This window comes from Thiocapsa bogorovii, assembly GCF_021228795.1.
Taxonomy (GTDB): Bacteria; Pseudomonadota; Gammaproteobacteria; order Chromatiales; family Chromatiaceae; genus Thiocapsa; species Thiocapsa bogorovii.
Map to the genome: position 1 here is coordinate 4,870,391 of NZ_CP089309.1, position 20,141 is coordinate 4,890,531.

17 protein-coding genes are annotated in these 20,141 nt (G+C 61.9%); 6 read left to right on the forward strand and 11 right to left on the reverse strand.

Annotated elements, in window-relative coordinates; all coding sequences use genetic code 11:
• Positions 1 to 51: 51 nt before the first annotated feature.
• On the forward strand, positions 52 to 429 hold the full coding sequence (locus tag LT988_RS25640; RefSeq protein ID WP_408648022.1) for a PilZ domain-containing protein: 378 nt from the start codon (positions 52 to 54) through the stop codon (positions 427 to 429).
• Between the two features lie 643 nt (positions 430 to 1,072).
• Here LT988_RS25640 and LT988_RS21675 read toward each other — a convergent pair.
• Together LT988_RS21675 and LT988_RS21680 are read right to left on the reverse strand one after the other, a co-directional pair.
• The gene (locus LT988_RS21675) at positions 1,073 to 1,996 is read right to left on the reverse strand and encodes an alpha/beta hydrolase (RefSeq protein WP_232407557.1); all 924 of its coding nucleotides are present in this window, start codon (positions 1,994 to 1,996) and stop codon (positions 1,073 to 1,075) included.
• A 38-nt stretch (positions 1,997 to 2,034) separates the two neighbouring features.
• Complete coding sequence (locus LT988_RS21680) at positions 2,035 to 3,102, reverse strand: alpha/beta hydrolase (RefSeq protein ID WP_232407558.1); 1,068 nt, start codon at positions 3,100 to 3,102, stop codon at positions 2,035 to 2,037.
• Between the two features lie 573 nt (positions 3,103 to 3,675).
• Between LT988_RS21680 and LT988_RS21685 the strand changes: the two genes are divergently transcribed.
• Complete coding sequence (locus tag LT988_RS21685; protein WP_232407559.1) at positions 3,676 to 5,361, forward strand: winged helix-turn-helix domain-containing tetratricopeptide repeat protein; 1,686 nt, start codon at positions 3,676 to 3,678, stop codon at positions 5,359 to 5,361.
• A 155-nt stretch (positions 5,362 to 5,516) separates the two neighbouring features.
• On the opposite strand, the gene LT988_RS21690 is transcribed toward LT988_RS21685, so the two are convergent.
• Positions 5,517 to 5,876, reverse strand: a complete 360-nt coding sequence (locus LT988_RS21690) for a hypothetical protein (protein WP_232407560.1) — start codon at positions 5,874 to 5,876, stop codon at positions 5,517 to 5,519.
• Between the two features lie 395 nt (positions 5,877 to 6,271).
• Positions 6,272 to 7,009: an aquaporin Z gene (gene aqpZ / locus LT988_RS21695; protein ID WP_232407561.1), complete on the reverse strand. Its 738-nt coding sequence runs from the start codon at positions 7,007 to 7,009 to the stop codon at positions 6,272 to 6,274.
• 237 nt (positions 7,010 to 7,246) lie between these two features.
• Between aqpZ and LT988_RS21700 the strand changes: the two genes are divergently transcribed.
• Positions 7,247 to 8,557 carry an alpha/beta hydrolase gene (locus LT988_RS21700; protein WP_232407562.1) on the forward strand — a complete coding sequence of 437 codons (1,311 nt, stop codon included), beginning with the start codon at positions 7,247 to 7,249 and terminating at the stop codon, positions 8,555 to 8,557.
• A gap of 52 nt (positions 8,558 to 8,609) precedes the next feature.
• Here the strand turns inward: LT988_RS21700 and tsaD are convergent, their stop codons facing one another.
• The 6 genes from tsaD to LT988_RS21730 form a co-directional block, all read right to left on the reverse strand.
• Positions 8,610 to 9,656 carry a tRNA (adenosine(37)-N6)-threonylcarbamoyltransferase complex transferase subunit TsaD gene (tsaD, locus tag LT988_RS21705; RefSeq protein ID WP_232407563.1) on the reverse strand — a complete coding sequence of 349 codons (1,047 nt, stop codon included), beginning with the start codon at positions 9,654 to 9,656 and terminating at the stop codon, positions 8,610 to 8,612.
• A 255-nt stretch (positions 9,657 to 9,911) separates the two neighbouring features.
• Positions 9,912 to 10,997 carry a glycine oxidase ThiO gene (gene thiO, locus LT988_RS21710; RefSeq protein WP_232407564.1) on the reverse strand — a complete coding sequence of 362 codons (1,086 nt, stop codon included), beginning with the start codon at positions 10,995 to 10,997 and terminating at the stop codon, positions 9,912 to 9,914.
• On the reverse strand, positions 10,994 to 11,938 hold the full coding sequence (gene ispH / locus LT988_RS21715; RefSeq protein ID WP_232407565.1) for a 4-hydroxy-3-methylbut-2-enyl diphosphate reductase: 945 nt from the start codon (positions 11,936 to 11,938) through the stop codon (positions 10,994 to 10,996). The genes thiO and ispH overlap by 4 nt, the downstream gene beginning before the upstream one ends.
• 34 nt (positions 11,939 to 11,972) lie before the next feature.
• Positions 11,973 to 12,500, reverse strand: coding sequence for an FKBP-type peptidyl-prolyl cis-trans isomerase (locus tag LT988_RS21720; protein ID WP_232407566.1), 528 nt, complete (start codon positions 12,498 to 12,500; stop codon positions 11,973 to 11,975).
• On the reverse strand, positions 12,497 to 13,270 hold the full coding sequence (locus LT988_RS21725) for a hypothetical protein (protein WP_232407567.1): 774 nt from the start codon (positions 13,268 to 13,270) through the stop codon (positions 12,497 to 12,499). The genes LT988_RS21720 and LT988_RS21725 overlap by 4 nt, the downstream gene beginning before the upstream one ends.
• Before the next feature lie 82 nt (positions 13,271 to 13,352).
• Positions 13,353 to 13,493, reverse strand: a complete 141-nt coding sequence (locus LT988_RS21730) for a hypothetical protein (RefSeq protein WP_232407568.1) — start codon at positions 13,491 to 13,493, stop codon at positions 13,353 to 13,355.
• Between the two features lie 521 nt (positions 13,494 to 14,014).
• On the opposite strand from LT988_RS21730, the gene LT988_RS21735 reads away from it, so the two are divergent.
• From LT988_RS21735 to LT988_RS21745, 3 genes are all read left to right on the forward strand, one after another.
• Complete coding sequence (locus tag LT988_RS21735) at positions 14,015 to 15,490, forward strand: SulP family inorganic anion transporter (RefSeq protein ID WP_232407569.1); 1,476 nt, start codon at positions 14,015 to 14,017, stop codon at positions 15,488 to 15,490.
• Positions 15,491 to 15,671: 181 nt separating this feature from the next.
• Positions 15,672 to 16,538 carry a universal stress protein gene (locus LT988_RS21740; RefSeq protein WP_456300843.1) on the forward strand — a complete coding sequence of 289 codons (867 nt, stop codon included), beginning with the start codon at positions 15,672 to 15,674 and terminating at the stop codon, positions 16,536 to 16,538.
• A 215-nt stretch (positions 16,539 to 16,753) separates the two neighbouring features.
• A complete protein-coding gene (locus LT988_RS21745; protein WP_232407570.1) occupies positions 16,754 to 18,454 on the forward strand; it encodes a DUF3616 domain-containing protein in 1,701 nt (566 codons plus the stop codon).
• A 985-nt stretch (positions 18,455 to 19,439) separates the two neighbouring features.
• On the opposite strand, the gene LT988_RS21750 is transcribed toward LT988_RS21745, so the two are convergent.
• Positions 19,440 to 19,997 carry a hypothetical protein gene (locus tag LT988_RS21750; protein WP_232407571.1) on the reverse strand — a complete coding sequence of 186 codons (558 nt, stop codon included), beginning with the start codon at positions 19,995 to 19,997 and terminating at the stop codon, positions 19,440 to 19,442.
• Positions 19,998 to 20,141 lie beyond the last annotated feature (144 nt).

Below are 20,141 nucleotides of genomic sequence, written 5' to 3' on the forward strand. Positions count from 1 at the left end.
CCCGTCCCAACCGTCGTCGCAGCAGACCAAGAGAGGTCCAGAGGGCAGATCATGACATTCTCAACCCAAGGCCAACGCCAGGCTTTGAACACCGATCGACGAGAGCACCGACGAGTGCCCTACGACGCGCCCGTTGCCGCCGAGGCGATTCCTCAAGGCCTGATGAGCCGTAGTTGCCCAATGTTCGCTGAAGACATCAGTGAAGCGGGTTTGCGCGTCTCCAGCCCTGAATTTGTACAGCTCGGCTCCCAACTGCTTGTGAGCTTGTCCAGAAGAGCGCCCGAGGAGGCGGTTCGAACCGTGGGGACCGTCGTTTGGGTGGAGAAGCTCGACGGCAAAGACCGCTGGAGGCTAGGGCTGTCGTTCGATGCACCGTCTCCCACGACGACAGATCAGGTTCGTGGGCTTGTGACCGGACAAACTCCATAAGGGCGCTCCGCGGCCGCACGCAGGTTTCTCAAGGGGAATTCATCACCAACCTTCCCGAGAAGATCCCGCTGGCGGACAGCCTGCTCGGCGCCGCGGCTCTACCGTTCCAGATTAAACCCCAGACATCATCGGTCCGGCTCCTGGAGCGCGAGTCTGCCGGTGGCCGTCACCTTGTCCTCCCCGGACGATGTGCAGCCCGGCACCAGGATCACCATCGGAAGCGGTTACAGCATCGATTCGGATCGAGCCTCGCTCTCGGGTGATCCGCCGGGACTATACCCGGCGGCTCGCGCCGTGGCGGGCCATTACAAGACCGCGCTGCCCGTATCGGAGAGCTAACTCGGGACCAGCAGGTCGCTGGATCTCGGCCCCGTGAGCTTCGACATGAGCGACGAGATCGGTTCGCGGGCCGTTCCCTGGTCGGCGCCAGCACGAGCGATGGAGCCCAAATGCCAGCGCCCATCATGGTCGAGAGCAAGGACTTTGCAACGGACTTTGCTCCCTTGCCCGCCCGAGCGGTCGCGGCGGTCAACCAACGGCCCACGTCGGCGTCGAGCGCCTTGATTTCGACGATTGCGCCGGTTATGCGGGACTGTGCTACACCCTGTTCCGCAGTCACTTCGTCTATCCCTCCGACCCCAGGTCAACTGCGTTGATCCATGGTACGGATAAACTCCACCGCAGCTTCCACCGCCTCCTCAATATTCAGGTCACGAAAGAAATGATCTGCGTCTTCAATCACGGTCAGGTACACCCGTTCATCATCGACGTAGGGTGCGACATGCTCCGGAATATTTGGCTGGCGGTCATCGACCGAGCCCGCGATGACCAGCACCGGCACATCTGTTTTGGGTAAGAAGACATGAGCGTTCCAGAATTCATTGTTCTGCTCGTAGAAGTCGTAAAAGGCTTCTGCCGAAACCGTGGCTTTCGGGCAGAAGCCGAAATCGGTCTCTGTCATCAGCTCATCGCCCTTACCGGCTTCGACTAACTCTTTGGCGCGAGCCAGTACTTGCTCAAGATCGCTGTCGTAGTCCACCCTGTAGCGTTCCGGAGAGCTTGGATGGCCGACCGTGTTGGGCGCTAACAACACCAGCGCCTTGACGGTCGGTTCGTGACGTGTGGCAGCGTAAGTCAGCATTTGGTTAGCGGAAATGGAGTGTCCCATCAGTACGACGCTCGTCGCGCCCTGTCCTTTCAGCCAGGCGATCCAGGCGTCGAGCTCATCCAGTGCATCCGCCAACTTGAATCGGATGGGGATCATGCAGTCATAAAAGCCGTGACGATTGTCGACGTCGAGGCTCACGTTGATCGCCAGCGAACTCTGGCCGTTTTCCAGCAGAGCGGTCTGGCTGGCTTCGATGATCTCCATGCGGTTATGCGCGAGAAAGCTGTGCATGATCAGAACAACGCCATCACTGAGCTGCTTGCCCTCGGCAATCTCCAGATTGGCATTCAGGGTTAAACCGTTGAAATCCAGATTGACTTCTTCGGCTTTGGCGCAGCTCAACGACGTTATCGCCAAAAGGCCGATCAGTATCTGCCACAACGAGGTAGGGATGATCATGTTGGTTCGTTCCTCTCGGTGGTCGTGCATGTTGGGCATCATTGACTCAGAAAGTCTTCGACTGCACTGTAGAATTTGGTGTTGTTCTTTTCAAAGTGCATCATGTGACCAGCGTTTTCGATCTCGACGTACGCCTTGAAACGGCTGCCAAGATCGTCAAGCAGTTGTTTATTGTCTTCGCGGCTTCCGAGCGTATCCGTTTCACCACGGATGACCAGCGTCGGCACAGTGAGCGAGCCGGCGTCAAAGTGTGGCTCGGGCCAGCCGATGAAGCGGCCCCAAGGCGCGCGTACGCGTCCGCCCAGTTCGGCTGATCTCGGGTCTGAAGCCAGATGTGCCTCGGTGTAAGCGTCGAAAGCGCCCGGTATCAGGTTTTCTTCTTTGGTACCCAGTTTGACCCAGCGCTGCAAATCCGCCGGGTCGCCGTAACGGTTTTTCTCGGCATGCCGTTTGACGTCCTGCTGCCTGCGTTCCTCTGCGCTTTTACCTTTGCCGAGATAATTGACACCATAGAGAACCAGTTTGGCGACGTTTTCCGGATGCTGACTGGCGTAACGAGGCGCTTCAGCCATGGCTCCGGTCGACCAGGCCAAAAGGTGTATCTGGTCGGTGTTGCGCAGGTCGCGAATGAAGTCGACAGCGCGGCTGAGATCACCTAGGGTCACGTCGAGACCAATGGGTGCTGGATTGTCGGGGTACTTGTCCGGCTGATCCATGATGGGTGGACGGGTCGACATGCCATAGCCCTCGAGATCCAGCGCGAAGGTGTCCCAGCCTAGTCGAGCGAAGTGACGCATCATCGACACGTTCTCGTAATCCAGATCGAAAGCGACGTACCCCGGAAAGGTTCCGCCGTGGAGGAACAGCAACACCCTGTTATCCCGGCCTGCGGTGCGCTCGGTACCAGCCAGGACCACTTCTCGAAGATGCAAGAGAGCATCGGGTTGAAGCCCTTGCTCGGCGTAGAAGGGCTCGGCGCTGGCATGGCTGAGGAAATAGTCGTGAGTTCGCAGGTCGCCGTTATCGGCACAGATTGCCGTTTGCCAACCCAATAGCAGCGTGGGTAGCAAACAGGCGAACAGGCTCGGAAAGCGTATTGTGTACATGGGTATCCTCCAGCAGGATTTGTGGTTTCGAGCTTTGTTTGTAGGGCACAACGAGGAGGACCGGGTGACGGAAAGCAAACGGTTTTACGTTCAATTTGAGTCGGATCATTAAAAACAGTGGGTTAGCGATCAGGTCCGGGATGCTAAGAACGAGGGTGCGGCCGACATAGGGCGGGTAAATGGGTTGGCGGCGGTCACGCGGGCGGAAGCCGACTGGGAGAAACGAGTCGCCGCGCCGAAGGAGAAGCAGCCGGCCGCGCAGTTGCGGGACAGGCTAGAGCGGCCGGGGTCGGAATCGCAACGCGCACCGCACGGTTGCAGGGAAGGCAAGCCTTACACTTGCGGAGGTACCGGGGGCTCAGCACCACAGCCAGTGAACGGCGCGCTAGCCATAGGTCGTTCAAGCGCGGCGGGGCAGGATGGCGGATATACGGGCGTCACTCGGGCCGTTGTGGCTGCTCGACACCGGCCTCGCGCGTTTGCGTTGCTGGGTTTCAGCGGCTGTGAAGAGCAACCTCACTGAGTAAACTGGACGTATCGATGACCACCTGCCGAACAGGCAGAGGGATGCCCATGACCCTTAACTCGCGTTCGTTCTTCATTAATGAATGGCAGGTCGACCCGGGCGCCCTGCGTATTGCATCCGGTGGTAAGGAACTACGGCTAGAGCCAAGAGTCATGAGGGTTCTTGTCTATCTCGCTGAAAGACCCCGCGAGGTTGTCTCCCGGCAGGAGCTGGAAGATCATGTTTGGACAGGGATGGTGGTCGGCTATGACGCCGTAACCAACACGATTACCAAACTGCGCAAAGCGTTCGGCGATAGTTCAAGCGAGCCTCGGTTCATCGAAACGATTCCCAAAACCGGTTATCGCATGATCGCGACCGTGACCCCGGCGGAGGATGATCTGCGCGAACCTCCGCGTGAAACGCCATCGATGCCCGCTCAGCATAGCCGTTCTCGCTGGTGGATGGCGGTTCCTATTGTTGTTGTAGGACTGGCATTGACAGCCTTCTGGTGGCAGTTTCAACCAGCGACTCGGCTGCCGTTGCCCGATGAGCCGTCCATTGCTGTGATGCCCTTTATCAATACTGGAAATGACCCACGACAAAACTACTTTATCGATGGTATCACCGAAGACCTGATCACTGATTTGTCGAACGTGTCCGGGCTATTTGTGATCGCGCGTAACTCATCCTTTGCCTATAAGGGAAAGGCGGTCGATGTGACGCAGGTGGCGGGTGAACTGGGGGTGCGTTTCATTCTGCAAGGCAGCTTACGTCGCGACAACGAGCAAGTTCGCATCAATGTCCGGCTAATGGATGGCATCACTGGCCGAAATCTCTGGGCGGAACGTTACGACACCGAGTTGGATGACCTGTTCGCCGTGCAGGACGAGGTCACGCGACAGATCACCTCTGCATTATCGGTGCGATTGACACAGGCCGAGCGGCAACATCTAACGCAGAGAGAAACGCTTGATCCGGACTCATACGACGAGTTTCTGAAGGGCTGGGAACGTTACTGGCGGTTTTCTCGCGACGATTTTGCCGTGGCCGAGCAACATTTCAAAAAAGCGCTGAGCATTGATCCCTCAAACTCTCGCGCTCATGCCGGACTAGCACTGATCTACTGGCAGGCATGGCGCCAAAAATGGCATGAAAACTTCGGCAATCCCCATGCAGGTTGGACTCGTGCCCGTCGCGAATTGAAACTGGCGATGAGCAATCCGACGCCGCTGGCGCATAGTACCCGGTCATCCATGCTATTGATCAACCGCCGGTATGATGAGGCCATTGCCGAGGCGGAAAAGGCGATTCAGCTCAACCAAAACCACGCCGGTGGGTATCTGGCACTGGCGGATGCGTTGAGTTATTCCGGTCGACCGGAAGGTGCCATCGAGATGGCCCGAAAAGGAATGAGGCTCGATCCTAATTTTGTCGCGCCGTACTTGCTGGTGATCGGTCGCGCCCAATTCGATATGGGTTTATACGAGGATGCTGTCGAGTCCCTGGAGCGCGCCGTTGTCGTCAATCCCCACGAACGGGATGCCCATATCGTGCTGCTTGCCGCTTACGGGTATCTGGGAGAGTCGGATCAAGCGGGGCGAGTGTTGGCGGCGTTGAATGAGGAGCATGAAGCGCAAGCGTTACGTCCGTTCACGATGGATTGGCTGACGAATCGTTGGCCCTACCGGCGTCACGTGGATCGGGATCATTTACTGGCCGGTCTGGATAAGGCCGGGGTTCCGCCGTGGTGACGCGCGGGGGCCGCGACGGTGCAGCATGAGAAACGTTGCCTATCGCGAGGCGGGTCAATCGTAGGAATGCCTGAAGGGGTGACCTTGGAAACGACAGGATGTGACGGCGTCGATTCAGCAGGTTTCGGACGGGTGCGCCGGACTCGATGGGCTGGCTATCGCGACTTCGGATTCGGCGTTGTAAATGGCATGAGATGCCCTTCGGTATCCAGCGTCCACCGTGTTCCGTCGGTTGCCGGGATCCCCGTCTCCAGCCGCCAGCGCTCGGGCAGAGGGCGGGGCAGGGCGAGCATGCCGCCACCCGGAGTGTCCATCAGGGTGAACTCCAATCGTCCGTTGATCGGGTCCTTGATCTCGACACGAACACGCCAGCAGCCGTTCCACTCGCGATAGAAGTCAAACGCGAGCTCGACGGGGCCGACCAGCTCCGCCAAGACGGTTCGAATGAGATTGCGTGCGACATTGACGCGCCGCCGCAGGTCGGTCAAGGGGATCGGAAGCGGTTCCTGTAGCATGCGATGTCTCGGCCTTTGGATGTCGACTCATCCTACAGGCGGCTGTCGGAACGGCAAAGGAGTGACGATGCCGTCGAACTTGATATGCCGAGCGCAGTTGGATTTTTCGGAAAGCAGGCTGGGTCCCGCGCGCGGCGGGCCAAGACGCGCCGACGAGGCGGAGCGGCTCCTGCGGTGAGGTGGCGCAAAGCCGGCTCGGCGCGCGCGGGGCGTGCATTGCGGCGGAAGATCGACTTGCGCCTGGTAAATCGCGTCCGACGGTGTTTCCGATCGGGCGTGGCTCGGGCGCGAATCGCCGTGGACCGGTCGATGGACATCCATCGACCGGTCCCTCTGTCGGTTGCGTGTGTCATGGCCGTCGTCACAGACACCGCGCCCCGTAACGATTCTCCCCTTTAAGACGTATGCTTGTGCTCGAACAGGCGATATACCACGCCGGCGATCGCCGCGCCGATGAACGGACCGACCCAGAACAACCAGAGCTGGCTCGCCGCTTGACCTTGACCGCCGGTGAGCAGGGCCAGAGCAGGCCCGGTGCTGCGCGCCGGGTTGACCGAGGTGTTGGTGATCGGGATCGAGATCAGATGGATCAGGGTGAGCGCCAGGCCGATGGCGAGGCCCGCATGGCTGACGATGCCGCGCTTGTCGGTTGCGCCCAAGATGATGAAGAGGAACATGGCGGTCATGACGATCTCGGTCACGAGGCCCGCGATCATGCCGTAACCTTGAGGCGAGAGACTGTCGTAGCCGTTGACGGCGAGGCTGTTGGCGGCGAGCGTGAAGGTTGCTTGTCCCTCTTTGTGCAACCCCATGTCCGAGGCGATGAACCAAATCAGGAAAGCGGCGGCGATGGCCCCGAGGACCTGGGCGATGACATAGACCGGAAGATCGGAGAATGAGAAGCGCCCGCCGACAGCCAGGCCCAACGAGACAGCGGGGTTCAGATGGCATCCGGAGATGTGCCCGATCGCATAGGCCATCGTCAATACCGTTAGACCAAAGGCGAATGCAACGCCGAGATACCCGATACCGACATCGGGGACGCCGGCTGCAAAGACGGCTGCTCCGCAGCCACCGAGTACCAGCCAAAAGGTGCCGATCAACTCTGCAAGGGCGCGTGTCATAAGTGGCATCAAAAGATCCTCTGCATGTGATTAGATTTAGGGAGCGCTATGATAATGTCTATCGGGGTGCGGAACTATCGAATTTCTCACTTGATATCGGTCCTTTCGTCGGGTCGATTAGGCGCGTGAATACCCGTATCTCTTCTATGCCCAGATCGTGATTCGACGCTCGATTGCGAGCGGGCGGCGGTGGAGATCAACATCTTCTTTATAGGTATAACCCGAATGAATCGGAGCTTCGCGTGGATGCCGGTGTTTGTGTTGACGGGTGCGGTCTTGACGGGCTGCGCGACCAAACCGCGGCAGCTGATGCCGACCCCGGTTCTTTATCAGGAGCCGAACGGACCGGCACTCTTCGAGGATATTGCTGTCCAGAGACAGCGCCCCGAAGTGGATCTGCTCTTCATCACCAATCGCGCTGCGGATGTGAATTCGGAGAACGGTTTTCCCTATGGCCAGGCGCGTCGTAAGGGCATCGTGTTCGGCTCGGCCCAGGTGCGGCTGGTCCCCGGGATCGATTGGGAGACACTTCAGACCCAGAGTCGGCTTGCGGAGCGGACGCGCGAGGTCGACCTCGAGCTCGGGGCGGTCCAAGAGCTCGGCGCGTTTCCGCATGAGCCTTATACGATTGTTCGGGCGAATGAGAGCACGCTGAGTCGGGACCCGATCGAGCTGCGAGCGTTCGTCGAGACCAAGACGGCCTTTCAAAAGGATATCCAGCGTCGTTTAGCGATGTCGCCGAAGAAGGAAGTCATGCTCTACGTCCATGGGTTTAACGAGACCTTTGCGACTTCGGCCTTTACGGCCGCGGAGCTGTGTCACTTCTTCGGTCGCGATCAGGTCTGTAGCTTCTTCACATGGCCGGCGTCTTCGACGGGGAACTTCCTGACCTCCTACACCACCACGACCGAATCGGCCGAGTACGCGGTCGAGCATCTGAAGAAGACACTGCGCATGATCGCGACCACGCCCGGTGTCGAACGCCTGCAACTCCTCGCGCACAGTCGCGGAACGGCCGTTTTGCTCAGCGCCTTGAGGGAGTTGATGATCGAAGCGATCGCTAAGGGAGTGGACCCCGCCGATGCCTATCGAATCTACAACGTCGTCCTTCTCTCGCCCGATATCGACGTGGACATCGCCGGACAGAAGATTACCGGTTTCGTATCGGATCCCGATCTGACCATCGCTTGGCCGGACGATAAGTTGCCGCGTCTTTTGAATGGTCGTCTGAGCATCTATGCCTCGCCGGACGATCGCGCACTCCTGGTCTCGCGGATCCTCTTCCGCAGTCGTAACCGTGTCGGGCAGCTTCGTCCGGAGGATGTCTCGCCCGGGATGCAGGCCTATTTCGGCAACCTGGGCCGGGTCGATCTGATCACCTTCACCGGTGAGCGTACCGATCTCTTCGGTCACTCGTACTTTACGACCAACCCCAAGGTCAGCTCGGATCTCGTGCAGTTGATTCGGTACGGTAAAAAGCCCGGCGATCCCGGTCGTGATCTTCTACGCACGGGACCGGCGACCTGGGAGTTCAGAGCGGAGGCCGATTCACGATGACTTGGCGAACGAAAAGCGAGTGCAATCCAGTATGAAAATTCCGGCAATCGCCCTATGCGATTGCCGTCAGCTCTTCCATCGGCCAACGCGCCCGGGGCTTGAAGGCGAGCGGTTCGACATGGCCCGCGCGCAGCCGTTGCCAGCCGGCGTAGGCGATCATGGCACCGTTGTCGGTGCAGAGGGAGGGACGCGGATAGTAGGTCTCGCCGCCCGCGGCGGTGACGGTGGTGTTCATACGCTCGCGCAGTCGACGGTTCGCGCTGACACCGCCGGCGAGGATCAGGCGTCGATGACCTGTCTCCTGAAGGGCCCGGCGACACTTGATCACCAAGGTGTCGACCACCGCCTCCTCGAAGGCGCGGGCGATGTCGGCTCGGGTCTGGTCCGGGTCGGCTGCCTCGGGCATGGTCTCGCGAACGGTGTTGAGCGCGAAGGTCTTGAGCCCGCTGAAACTGAAGTCGAGGCCGGGCCGGTCGGTCATGGGGCGCGGGAAGCGGAAACGCTTGGGGTCGCCGCGCTCGGCGAGTTTGGCGAGCTCCGGGCCGCCGGGGTAGGGGAGATCGAGAATCTTCGCCGTCTTATCGAACGCCTCGCCGGCGGCATCGTCCAGCGACTCGCCCAAGATACGGTAGCGGCCTACACCGGTCACATCGACGAGTTGGGTATGTCCGCCGGAAACCAGGAGCGCCACGAAGGGGAAGGCGGGCGCCGCGTCTTCGAGCAGGGGCGCCAGTAAGTGCCCCTCCATATGATGGACACCGACTGCCGGGACGCCCCAGGCCCAGGCGAGGCTGCGACCCAAGGCCGCGCCGACCAAGAGCGCGCCGACCAAGCCGGGTCCCGCGGTGTAGGCGACGCCGTCGATCGAGGCGGGATCGAGCCCCGATTCTTCCAGCACCTGTCGGATCAACGGCAGGGTCTTGCGGACATGATCGCGCGAGGCCAGCTCCGGGACGACGCCGCCGTATTCGGCATGGATCTCGATTTGACTGTAGACGGCTTGCGCGACCAGACCGCGCTCGCCGTCGTAGACGGCGACGCCGGTCTCGTCGCAGGAGGTCTCGATCCCGAGGACGCGTCTTACGATCCTGTTGGTCAAGCTGCTCACCCTTGTGTTGGCGCGGGTCTGCCGGGCCGGACCTGGCCGCGACGATCCGGCGGGGCAATCTGTGGATTGGCCTCGCTCGTGAACCTGGCCGCGTCGCTGCAAACGGGTAGGGTGGACAAGCATGGCGCAGTCCACCGGCGCCGTCGCGGGATTCGGTGGACTTCGCCCTTGCTCGTCCACCCTACCGACCGGTCTTGTGAGCAAGACTCCGTGGTTCCTATCGTCAGCACGAGGCATTCATTGCGATCAACGTGCGGCATCGACCGCGTAGGCGGCCGGGTCCAGGATCGGGTTGCGACCCAGCACCAGATCGGTCGCAAGGCGAGCAGAGGCGGGACCGGTCACCAAGCCGTTGCGAAAGTGTCCTGCATTGACGAAGAGTCCATCCACGCCCGGATAGGCGCCGATAAAGGGGATGCCGCTCGGCGAGCTGGGCCGGAGCCCAGCCCAGTGGTCTTCGATAGGCGTGCGCTTGAGGATGGGGAACATCTCGAAGGCGGCACGGTAGAGGGCTTCCTTGACCTCGGCGGTTGTCGTCTTGACGAACCCGGTGTGCTCGAGGGTGCTTCCGAACAACATCCGGCCGTCGCGCCGCGGAATGAGATACTGCTCGCGGTGCAACGTAATGTGGTTGATCTGACCGGGCTTGCCGTAGAAGAGGATCATCTGGCCGCGCACCGGTGCGATGTCCGGTGTCCGACCGAGCTGCTCGAGCAGCTTGGCGGTCCAAGCACCGGTGCAGATCACGACCCGGCGCGCCTCGATGGCCCCCCCCGGCGTTCGTACCCCGGTGACCTGGCCGCCGTCGACGAGAAGCTCAAGTACCTCCTCGTTTTCGCGCAGCCGGATTCGCTTTTCGATCGAGCGGCGAACCGCTTTCGTCAAACGTGGCGTGCGCACCTGCGCGATACGGGGCAACAGGAGTCCGCGCGTGAGTCCGGGTCCGAGCTGGGGCTCGAGCTCGTGCAGATGCGCACCTTCGACCATCTCGATGGGTTGGCCGTGGCGTTTCGCCCACGAGACGGCGACCGCATGCTCCTCCATGTCCAGAACCAGCATGCCGCTCAGGGTCAGCTCGGGATCGATACCGGTCTCTTGAACGAGCGCATCGGCCAGGTCCGGATAGGCGTGCTGGCTCCAGGTCGCGAGTGCCGTCACCGCTTCCGGATAACGCCAGGGGTAGATGGGTGAGATGATTCCACCGCCGGCCCAGGATGACTCGCGGCCGGTCTCGCCCATCTCGATCAAGGTGACATCGGCCCCGGACTCGGCCAGCTCCCGCGCGGTCAGGAGTCCGATGATGCCGCCGCCGACGACGAGGACATCGCTCATGATGTCGCCCTTGCGCCGAGCTCACGCGGCAGGGGGAAGACGACCTGCTCGCGGATGCCCTCCTGCTCTTCGACCCCGGCGACGCCCCAGGCTTGGAGCTGTGCGATGACTTGCTCGACCAGCACCTCGGGCGCCGAGGCGCCGGCGGTGAGTCCGACCCGCGGCAAGGCGGTGAGCCAGTCCTGGCGGATGTCCTCGGGACCGTCGATCAGATAGGCGGTGCAGCCTTGTTTCTCGGCCAACTCGCGCAGCCGATTCGAGTTGGAGCTGTTGGCCGAACCGACCACCAGCAGCAGATCGCAGCGCGCCGCGAGATCACGGACCGCGTCCTGTCGGTTCTGGGTCGCGTAGCAGATGTCGCTCTTTTTCGGTCCCTGTATCTCCGGGAAGTGTTCTCGCAGCGCGTCGATGATCCCGCGCGTGTCATCCACCGATAGGGTGGTCTGGGTGACATAGGCGACGCGCGACGGGTCTTTGATCCGGAGCGCGGCGACGTCGGCAACCGACTCCACGAGATGCATCGTCCCGCCGTCGCTCAGACATTGGCCCATGGTGCCCTCGACCTCGGGATGGCCGGCATGGCCGATCAGGATGACCTCGACACCATTCTTGCAGTGCCTCGCGACCTCCAGATGGACCTTGGTGACCAAGGGGCAGGTCGCGTCGAAGACGCGCAGGTTTCGCCCTTCCGCCGCGCGCCGTACCTCTTGGGCGACGCCGTGGGCGCTGAAGATCAGCGTCGCCCCGTCCGGGACCTCGTCGACCTCCTCGACGAAGACGGCGCCGCGCCGTTTCAGGCCGTCGACCACGAAGCGGTTGTGCACCACCTCATGTCGGACATAGACCGGTGCGCCGTAGAGCTCAAGCACGCGATCGACGATCTCGATGGCGCGGTCAACGCCGGCACAGAACCCACGAGGATTGGCGAGGAGGATATTCATGGTGTCCAGAGAATAGGGGATGGGTCGGGAAAATTCACGTCTCGGGGGCACGCTCGAGCGGGGGCTCGGATTCGGCCACGGACAAGAGACGAACGCGGATGGTCAAAGAGCGTCCGGCGAAAGGATGGTTGAAGTCGACCCGCACGCGATCGGACTCCACCTCCAGCACGACCCCGCTGGTCTCGTGCCCGCCGGGTGTTTCGAAGGCGACCACCAGGCCGGGTGCGGGCTCGATGTCGGGCGGGAAGTCGCCGCGCTCCATCCAGTGGATGTTGGCGTCCTCATAGGGCGAGAAGAGCTCCGAGCCATGCGCGACGACATAGGTCTCGCTGCCCGGAGCCAGTCCGAGGAGGGTGGACTCGAACGCCGGTGTCAGGGTGCCGTCGCCGATGGTGCAGCCGATCGGCTCGGCGTCGAAGGTCGAGAGTGCGACGAAGCCGTCCTGGAAGCGGACCTCCAGATGCAACTCGACGGCGCGGCCGGGGGCGAGGAGCGTCCCCGTCTCGGTCTCGCTCAGGGCCTCGTTCGCAGATTCGGTCTCGGGCGGTTTGGCGTGGGTCACGGTGTGGCTCGGGCTTGCTCGGCGGCGATCGCGTGCAGGAGCGGTAGGTCCAGACCATGCGCCTCGCCGTTGCGGAGGGCTCGGGCGAGGCGGGCCGGTGCGCTGCGACCCATGCAGGCGTGCTCGGGATCGCCCGCGAAGGCGACACCGAGCGCGGCGAAGAGTGCATCGCGATCGAACCGACGCCCGGTCATGGCCTCCTGAAGATCGATCACCTCGTGTCCGACCTCCTCGGCAAGGGCGCGATGCCGCGACCAGAGGGTCTCGACCGTTCCGCCCGTGCGCAGCCCGGCGATATTGGTCGTCAGGATGAAGAGGTTCTTGAGCACCAGCTCGAAGACCAGCTCCTCGGCGCTGTTCAGGCGACGTGTCGGGATCGCCAGAGTCGCCAGCGCGTCGGCCAGCAGATCCGCCTGAGGCCCATACAGCGGGGAGGGGATGATGACCTTGTGATCGCGCCCCGGCTTCTTCTCGAACCAGACCGAGATCACCGTCGGGTCGACGCAGTCGGCCCAGTCGCTCGGCAGTAGCTCGTTCTGGAGCAGGCCGAGACGCCCTCGCCATTGAGGCGGAACGGCGGCGAGGGTTGCTGCCAGGTCGGCCTCTCCGACCGCAATCAATACGAGCTGCGGCTCGGGCAGCTGAGAGGCCGCCGCGACCAGAGATGCACCGCGCAGCACGGGAAAGACGGGATGGCCGAGCTTGAGAAGGCCGCGCGCGAAGACGCCGCCCATCTCGCCGACACCGACGAGTACGACTGGATGTTTCATCGTTCTGGAATGCCTCCAGCCACCAGCTTCCGGCCGCCGGCCGGGGTCGACCCTCGGCGATGCTGTACCCCGCACAACCTCGTCATCGCAGCAACTCCTGCGTCACGAAGAGATACCCGAGAGCGGCCACGACCACAAAGATGGTGATATAGATCAGCAGGAGGCAAACCCCCGGGAGATCATTGCAGACCTTGCTGTATCGACAGAGCTTACATCCTCTCATCCTGCTCCTGTTGCCTTGTCTCGGCGGGGCGGCCTCGCGGGTGCGCGGCGGGGCTGGTGAATGATCAGGTTTCTCAATCCGGAGTATCCTCACCCAGATCGGAGGCATGATCAAGGCGTGTCGAGAGGCGATGTGGGGCGGCTCCGATCTCGGTCGAGTCGCCGGACCAATGTCCGGGTCCATGTCGGGAGCGGACGTCCCGGCTCGTTGATCGAGCAGCGTCGTTCGGATAGCATTGCAGCGCCTACGGCGGCCGCAATGGAGCGTCTCGTCCGCTGAATTCGACGACGATCTGCTTCACGGCCAACGAGAGTTTTCACGGTGTAGACCCAAATCCCTCCAGCGAGTCGACGTCTCCGACGACTCGTGCACCCGCCGCTCGCGGCACCCCGAGCCGTTCCGCCGGTTGATTCAATGCCTCGTTCCTGCGGTCGGTTCGTGCCTCGCGAGCAGCCACCCAGTCGCTTGTTTTTCCATCCTCGTCGGCCGCCCCGGCAGGCATCAGAAACGGAATTGAACCCATGAAATCCTTACGCCAGGACTGGCTCTCCAACGTCCGCAACGATCTCCTCGCCGGTCTTGTGGTTGCGTTGGCCTTGATCCCGGAAGCCATCGCCTTCTCGATCATCGCCGGTGTCGATCCCAAAGTGGGTCTTTACGCCTCCTTTGCGATCGCTACCGTCACCGCGTTCGTCGGCGGCCGTCCGGGCATGATCTCGGCGGCCACCGGGGCGATGGCGTTGCTGATGGTGGTCTTGGTGAAGGAGCACGGACTGCAGTATCTGCTGGCTGCGACCATCTTGACCGGCATCCTGCAGATCCTCGCCGGTGCGCTGCGTCTCGGAAACCTGATGCGTTTCGTGTCGCGCTCGGTCATCACCGGCTTCGTCAATGCGCTGGCCATCCTGATCTTCATGGCCCAACTGCCCGAGCTGATCGGGATGAGCTGGGAGGTGTATGCGATGGTGGCCGCGGGTCTCGGCATCATCTACCTCTTCCCGTATCTGACGAAGGTCGTTCCGTCCCCGTTGGTGACCATCGTGATCTTGACGGGGGTCTCGATCGCGTTGGATCTGGACATCCGCACCGTCGGCGACATGGGCCAAATGCCCGACAGTCTGCCGATCTTCCTGCTTCCCGACATCCCGCTGACCTGGGAGACGCTGCAGATCATCTTCCCGGTTTCGGCGACGCTCGCCGCGGTCGGTCTTCTCGAGTCCATGATGACGGCATCGATCGTCGATGACCTGACCGACTCCAACAGCAACAAGAACCGTGAGTGTGTCGGTCAGGGCGTTGCCAACATCGGGTCCGGATTCATCGGCGGCATGGCCGGCTGCGGCATGATCGGGCAATCGGTCATCAACGTGAAATCGGGCGGCCGCGGACGTCTCTCCACCCTCGTGGCCGGTGTCTTTCTGTTGCTGATGGTGGTGTTCGCGGGCGACGTTGTGGCCATGATTCCGATGGCCGCCTTGGTGGCCGTGATGATCATGGTGTCTATCGGTACCTTCAACTGGGCCTCGATCCGCAACCTGCGCGAGCATCCGCTCAATGCCAGCGTGGTCATGATCGCGACCGTGATCGTGGTGGTGGCGACCCATGACCTGGCGAAGGGCGTCCTGGTCGGCGTGCTGCTGTCCGGGTTCTTTTTCGCCCATCGGGTCGGACAGATCCTGCATATCGGCTCGATGGCGCTGCACGAAGGTCGCTTGCGTGTCTATGTCGTCACGGGGCAGGTGTTTTTCGCCTCGGCCGATCGCTTCGTCGCCTCCTTCGATTTCAAAGAGGTGATCGAGAAGGTGCGCATCGACGTCAGTCGGGCGCATTTCTGGGACATCACTGCGGTGAGTGCCTTGGACAAGGTGGTTCTCAAATTCCGCCGCGAGGGTACCGAGGTCGAGGTCGTGGGGCTCAACGAGGCAAGCGCGACGTTGGTGGATCGTTTTGCGGTGCACGACAAACCGGATGCGGTCGAGCAGTTGATGGGGCACTGAACCGCGCTCGGAGCCACATGACGGGTTGCCCCGTATGGGATCGGCCTCGTTGCGCGTTGATGGCGTCGGCGGGGCGCGGTTCAGTTGGACTATCCCGTCGCCCTTGAGCCGTCTTTTAGGACACCGAAGCCTGCGCGAGAACCACACACAGCGTTACGGGCGCGGTTGAATAGGGGAATTCATGATGCAGAACGAAAAAAAGGTGTTGGCCTGCGTCGATCACTCGCACTTCGCCGACCATGTGACCGATGCGGCCGCTTGGGTTGCGCGTCGGACGGGTGCGCCGATGGAGTTGCTGCATATCATCCATCGTCAAACCGAGATCTCGACCGGAAAGGACCGCAGCGGGGCCATCGGCGTGAATGCGCAACAGCACCTGTTGACCGAGCTGTCCGAGGAGGATGCCTCGCGCAGCAAGGAGTTGCGCGAGCAGGGTCGACTCTTTCTCAACCGCTTGCGCGAGCGTGCGATCGCCGCCGGGGCTGCGTCCCCGGATGTGCGGCAGCGCTACGGCGATCTGGAGGAGGTGCTCGTCGAGCAGCAGCCTGGCGTGCGTCTGTTCGTCCTCGGGCGGCGCGGCGAGTCGGCGGAGACGACACAGCGCGACCTGGGCCGCAATGTCGAGCGCATGGTGCGTGCTCTCAAGCAGCCGATCATGGCCGTGACCCAGGGTTTCCAGGAGCCGAGGCGTGCGATGATCGCCTTCGACGGCGGCAGCATGACCCGACGCGGCGTCGAGATGATTGCATCCAGTCCGCTGTTTCGCGGCCTGCCCATTCATTTGTTGATGTCCGGCAAGAGACGCAAGGACGGCCCACGTCAGTTGGATTGGGCCAAGATGACGCTCGAGGGTGGCGGATTCGATGTCGAGGCCGCGCTGATCCCCGGCGACGCCGAGAGCATCATCGCCAAACATGTCCGCGAGCACGAGATCGACATGCTGATCATGGGCGCCTACAGTCATTCACCGCTGCGCAGCCTGCTGTTCGGCAGCAAGACCTCGGACCTGCTGCGATCGGCCAAGATACCGACGCTGCTCCTGCGTTGAACCGCGTCCCGAGCAAGGTGCTGAGTTCCGAGCCAGTTCAGCGGTGAGCGCGTACCACACGTTGCTTCCAACAGGATCTCGATACGGATCCCTAAGATTCGCTGAACTGATTCACTGAGTTAAGCCCCCGTCTCTGCCGGGGGCATTGAGTTTTTCGCGATCTTTCCGCACTGCGGCACTGGCCAATAGGCTGTGGAAGGGTCAGGAATCGACCGATGGGAACCAACAGCAACGACACGATCGACATCACGGCGCCGAGCGACGCCGACGCTACAGGCGAGGACACGAATCGAGAACAGGACGGAGGCATTTGCACGCCGAAGGCGTCGCAGCGACCGGTCGGCTCGAAACGAGGCGTCGAAACGATGTTCCGCAACGCCTATCGCGCGGAGTTGGAGATCATCACCCTGGCCGCCACCAAGGCGAACATCATGATCTCGTTGAACGGATTTATCGCTTCGGCATTGATGATCTCAGGCGCCTTCATCTATACCTCCTCCCCGGAGTTTCTGCTGCCCGCCACCCTCTTCCTGTTTACCTCGGCCACGTCGATCTATTTCGCCCTGCTGGCGGCCTCGCCGGACATTGTGGACAGGCCGGATGGCCCTTTCGCCTGGCTCAAAGCAGTTTTCAAACGGAACGCGTCCCTGAGCGACTTCAAGGCTTACGTGCGGCCGCGGCGCGAGTTCGTCGATGGCGAGTCCAACATCCTTATCTACGAGGAACGCGTCAAGCTCTCCAAATCCGACTACTGGGAGCGAATGCGCGCGTTGCTGAGCGATCAGGAGGACATCTACGCCAAGATGAGCGACCAGCTGTACTGGCTAGGCCAAATGGCGAACCGGAAGTTCAAACTGCTCAATGCATCTTACAGCGTCTTCCGGTGGGGCTTGACCCTATCGGTGTTAACCTTCCTCGGTGTCGAGTCCTTTCACGCGATCCAGCTGGCGCTCGATGGCGATGCCGTGGCGCGCCCGCCGAGCGTCGGCATTTCGCAGTTCGAAGACGTCTATGAGCCGTCCGCGTTCGTGCAATTGCCGGATGGCCGCATCCTCGTCGTGGAGGACGAACCGGATCGGGCGTTCCGCGTCATGCGGTTCCTCGCAGACGGCTCGCTTGCCGGCGACCCGGCGCTCGACGTTCGCCTGATGAGCGCCTTGCGTACTCGGCCGAACGACCTGGAGGGCCTGACGATTGATACCGATGGCCACATCTACGCCATCACATCCCACTCCAGGGACCGCAAGGGGCGGCGCCAAGCGAGCCGGGAACAGCTATTGCGCTTCCGCATCGTCGGCGACGATATCGTTGATCTTGCGATCTATACCGACTTGGTCGAGCAACTACAGCGCTCACCGGTCGTAAAGCAGGTATTCAGTCGGTATGCCGACCAGCCGGTGAATTTTTCCGACATCAATATCGAGGGGCTGGGCTACGATCCGAGGAATCAATGCCTCCTCATCGGATTCCGTGAGCCTGTGGTCGATGGGAAATCCATGATCGTGAAGGTGAGCAATCCGCTTGAAATGTTTGAGCGCGAGAAGACGCCGAACGTCTCCGAAGTCGTCATGCTTGACCTTCAAGGCGGCGGAATTCGCTCCTTGACCTATGATCCGGTACTGGGCAGATTCCTGATAGTGAACGAGATCTCCGGTCATGCGGGCAATCTCTACTCGCAGTTGTGGTCCTGGTCCGGCGAAAACGACGCGCAGCCGGAGCCGGTCGCCCTGCCGGAGATCATCAATCTCAACAACGTGGAAGCCATCGATTCGGTCATTGTCAACGGCGAAGACCGTCTGCTGATGATGAGCGACGAGGGCAGCGTTGAAAAGGGGCGTCCGGGCCAGTACGTCCTTCGGGAGTACGGGCCGTTGTCTGCAGACTTGAGATCCCCGAGGAAGCCTGAGACGCCTTGAGGTTTCATCCCGGACGCGCAGAGGAGGCATCGCAGCAGGAGTCCGCGGTTTTTCTGGTTACGGAAGGCTTGTTCGGTCCCGTTCCGGCGCGAAGGATCGCCAATACGGATCGCGTGCATTCCATGAACTCCTCGCTAGACGTCAGGTGGACTGGGGTGGATCGGCGGAAGACGCCCTTCGCGACCTTGAGACCGCGCGTATCGCGGTACAGCCTGATCAAGCGGGATCGTCTCGGATACCACTCCGCTTTCGTGCCTGCTCAAGTTTGCGCCACCCTGTCCGGGGCCCAAAGAACCCCCGCGCACGGTCGAGTCACGGTGTGGTGCTAACCATCACCAGCGCAACTCGAACCTATGCGCGGTGCTCGCTCGGTTCATCTCGCCCGATGCCCGGCAATCGTTGCCGGATGGCTCGGGTTGCTGATGATCACCTGGGGGACTCATCGGCACGGCCGGCGGCTGTTCATGCACGGCCCGCTCGCATGCTTGGGCATCATTTCGGTCGGGCCATTCTCGTGGAATGATCGCCGGCCTGCGGGTGCGCGCCATCGCCCCGGCTCCGAGACCACCGGCGCGGCCCGCGTTTCTAAAAGCCACCTCGCGACCGCGTACTTTTTCTCATGTGACTGCACCGACCGAAGTCGATGAGAAAGACAAGACAGAACCCAGAATTCAAGAACGCCAACGTTAACCTGAAGGATCGCGCTCGACCCAGACCTGTCGCTGACGAAAGGGCCCGGAGCGGCCGGTTTGGACGCTTAGCGGTCGCTCGCAGAGCGCCCTCTGGATGGTTCAGGTCGACCAGGATCTGCCGTTTAGAGCGACGGCTCTTCTTGGACGGGATCGGCTTCATGACATGGCCCTCGACAGTCGAACAGGATCGAGAGCAGGGACAGCGAGATCAATCACCTTCCTATTCGGGATCGCCGAACGGCGTCACCACACGCAGACTCGCAACAGTCCCCGGGCCACGTTTTTTTACGGGGTCAACGCCACCAAAAAGCAGACGGCCTCGGCTCTCGAAGTCGCCCCAAGTCTATGCCGAAAGGAGTTTGTGCGCCTACAGGAGCGGGGCGCGCCCCGAGGAGGGTTTTTTGGAGCACCAGCAACGTGGCGGCTTCGGCCAAGGCTCGGTCCTTGCGCTGCAACTCCCGACCCAGGCGCACGATCTCCGCCTGCTCGGCGCGCCGCTCGGCCCGCTCGGTCGTGCTCGTCAGCGGCGCATTGGCCTGCTGGCAGGTCGTGCGCCACGCGCTGATCTGCTCGGCGAACAGGCCCTTGCGCCGACAGTACGCGCCCAGCTCCAACTCATTGAGGGTGGCGGTCTCCATCACCACGGCAAACTTCTCCTCGCTGCCGAGCGTCCCGGCAGGCACCGTCGATGCCCGTGGTCGACGCGCCCGACCCAACGCCTCGCGCCGCCAGCCGTAGAGGGTGTCGCGCGGGATGCCGGTTTGCGCGGCCAACTGCGGGACGCCGACGTTGTTGGGCGGCAGTAGCTTCGTCAGGATGCTGTCTTTCAGTTCGCTCGAATAGGTTGTCATGTCGCTCGCCTTCTCATGCCTCGGGGCGCTTGCGCCGCGCCCTCCGGGGTCAGCCGTCAGTCGCCCTTCGGGCTCCTTCCCGGCTGACCCCGGAGGGCGCAAAGCCCCGGGGTCGGTGATGCCCCATCCTCCCAACGGGAGGTG

Coding starts and splice junctions, on each gene's coding strand:
- LT988_RS25640 (WP_408648022.1), top strand. CDS start 52: ATGACATTCTCAACCCAAGGCCAACGCCAGGCTTTGAACACCGATCGA.
- LT988_RS21675 (WP_232407557.1), bottom strand. CDS start 1,996: ATGATCATCCCTACCTCGTTGTGGCAGATACTGATCGGCCTTTTGGCG.
- LT988_RS21680 (WP_232407558.1), bottom strand. CDS start 3,102: ATGTACACAATACGCTTTCCGAGCCTGTTCGCCTGTTTGCTACCCACG.
- LT988_RS21685 (WP_232407559.1), top strand. CDS start 3,676: ATGACCCTTAACTCGCGTTCGTTCTTCATTAATGAATGGCAGGTCGAC.
- LT988_RS21690 (WP_232407560.1), bottom strand. CDS start 5,876: ATGCTACAGGAACCGCTTCCGATCCCCTTGACCGACCTGCGGCGGCGC.
- aqpZ (WP_232407561.1), bottom strand. CDS start 7,009: ATGCCACTTATGACACGCGCCCTTGCAGAGTTGATCGGCACCTTTTGG.
- LT988_RS21700 (WP_232407562.1), top strand. CDS start 7,247: ATGCCGGTGTTTGTGTTGACGGGTGCGGTCTTGACGGGCTGCGCGACC.
- thiO (WP_232407564.1), bottom strand. CDS start 10,997: ATGAGCGATGTCCTCGTCGTCGGCGGCGGCATCATCGGACTCCTGACC.
- ispH (WP_232407565.1), bottom strand. CDS start 11,938: ATGAATATCCTCCTCGCCAATCCTCGTGGGTTCTGTGCCGGCGTTGAC.
- LT988_RS21725 (WP_232407567.1), bottom strand. CDS start 13,270: ATGAAACATCCAGTCGTACTCGTCGGTGTCGGCGAGATGGGCGGCGTC.
- LT988_RS21730 (WP_232407568.1), bottom strand. CDS start 13,493: ATGAGAGGATGTAAGCTCTGTCGATACAGCAAGGTCTGCAATGATCTC.
- LT988_RS21735 (WP_232407569.1), top strand. CDS start 14,015: ATGAAATCCTTACGCCAGGACTGGCTCTCCAACGTCCGCAACGATCTC.
- LT988_RS21740 (WP_456300843.1), top strand. CDS start 15,672: ATGATGCAGAACGAAAAAAAGGTGTTGGCCTGCGTCGATCACTCGCAC.
- LT988_RS21745 (WP_232407570.1), top strand. CDS start 16,754: ATGGGAACCAACAGCAACGACACGATCGACATCACGGCGCCGAGCGAC.
- LT988_RS21750 (WP_232407571.1), bottom strand. CDS start 19,997: ATGACAACCTATTCGAGCGAACTGAAAGACAGCATCCTGACGAAGCTA.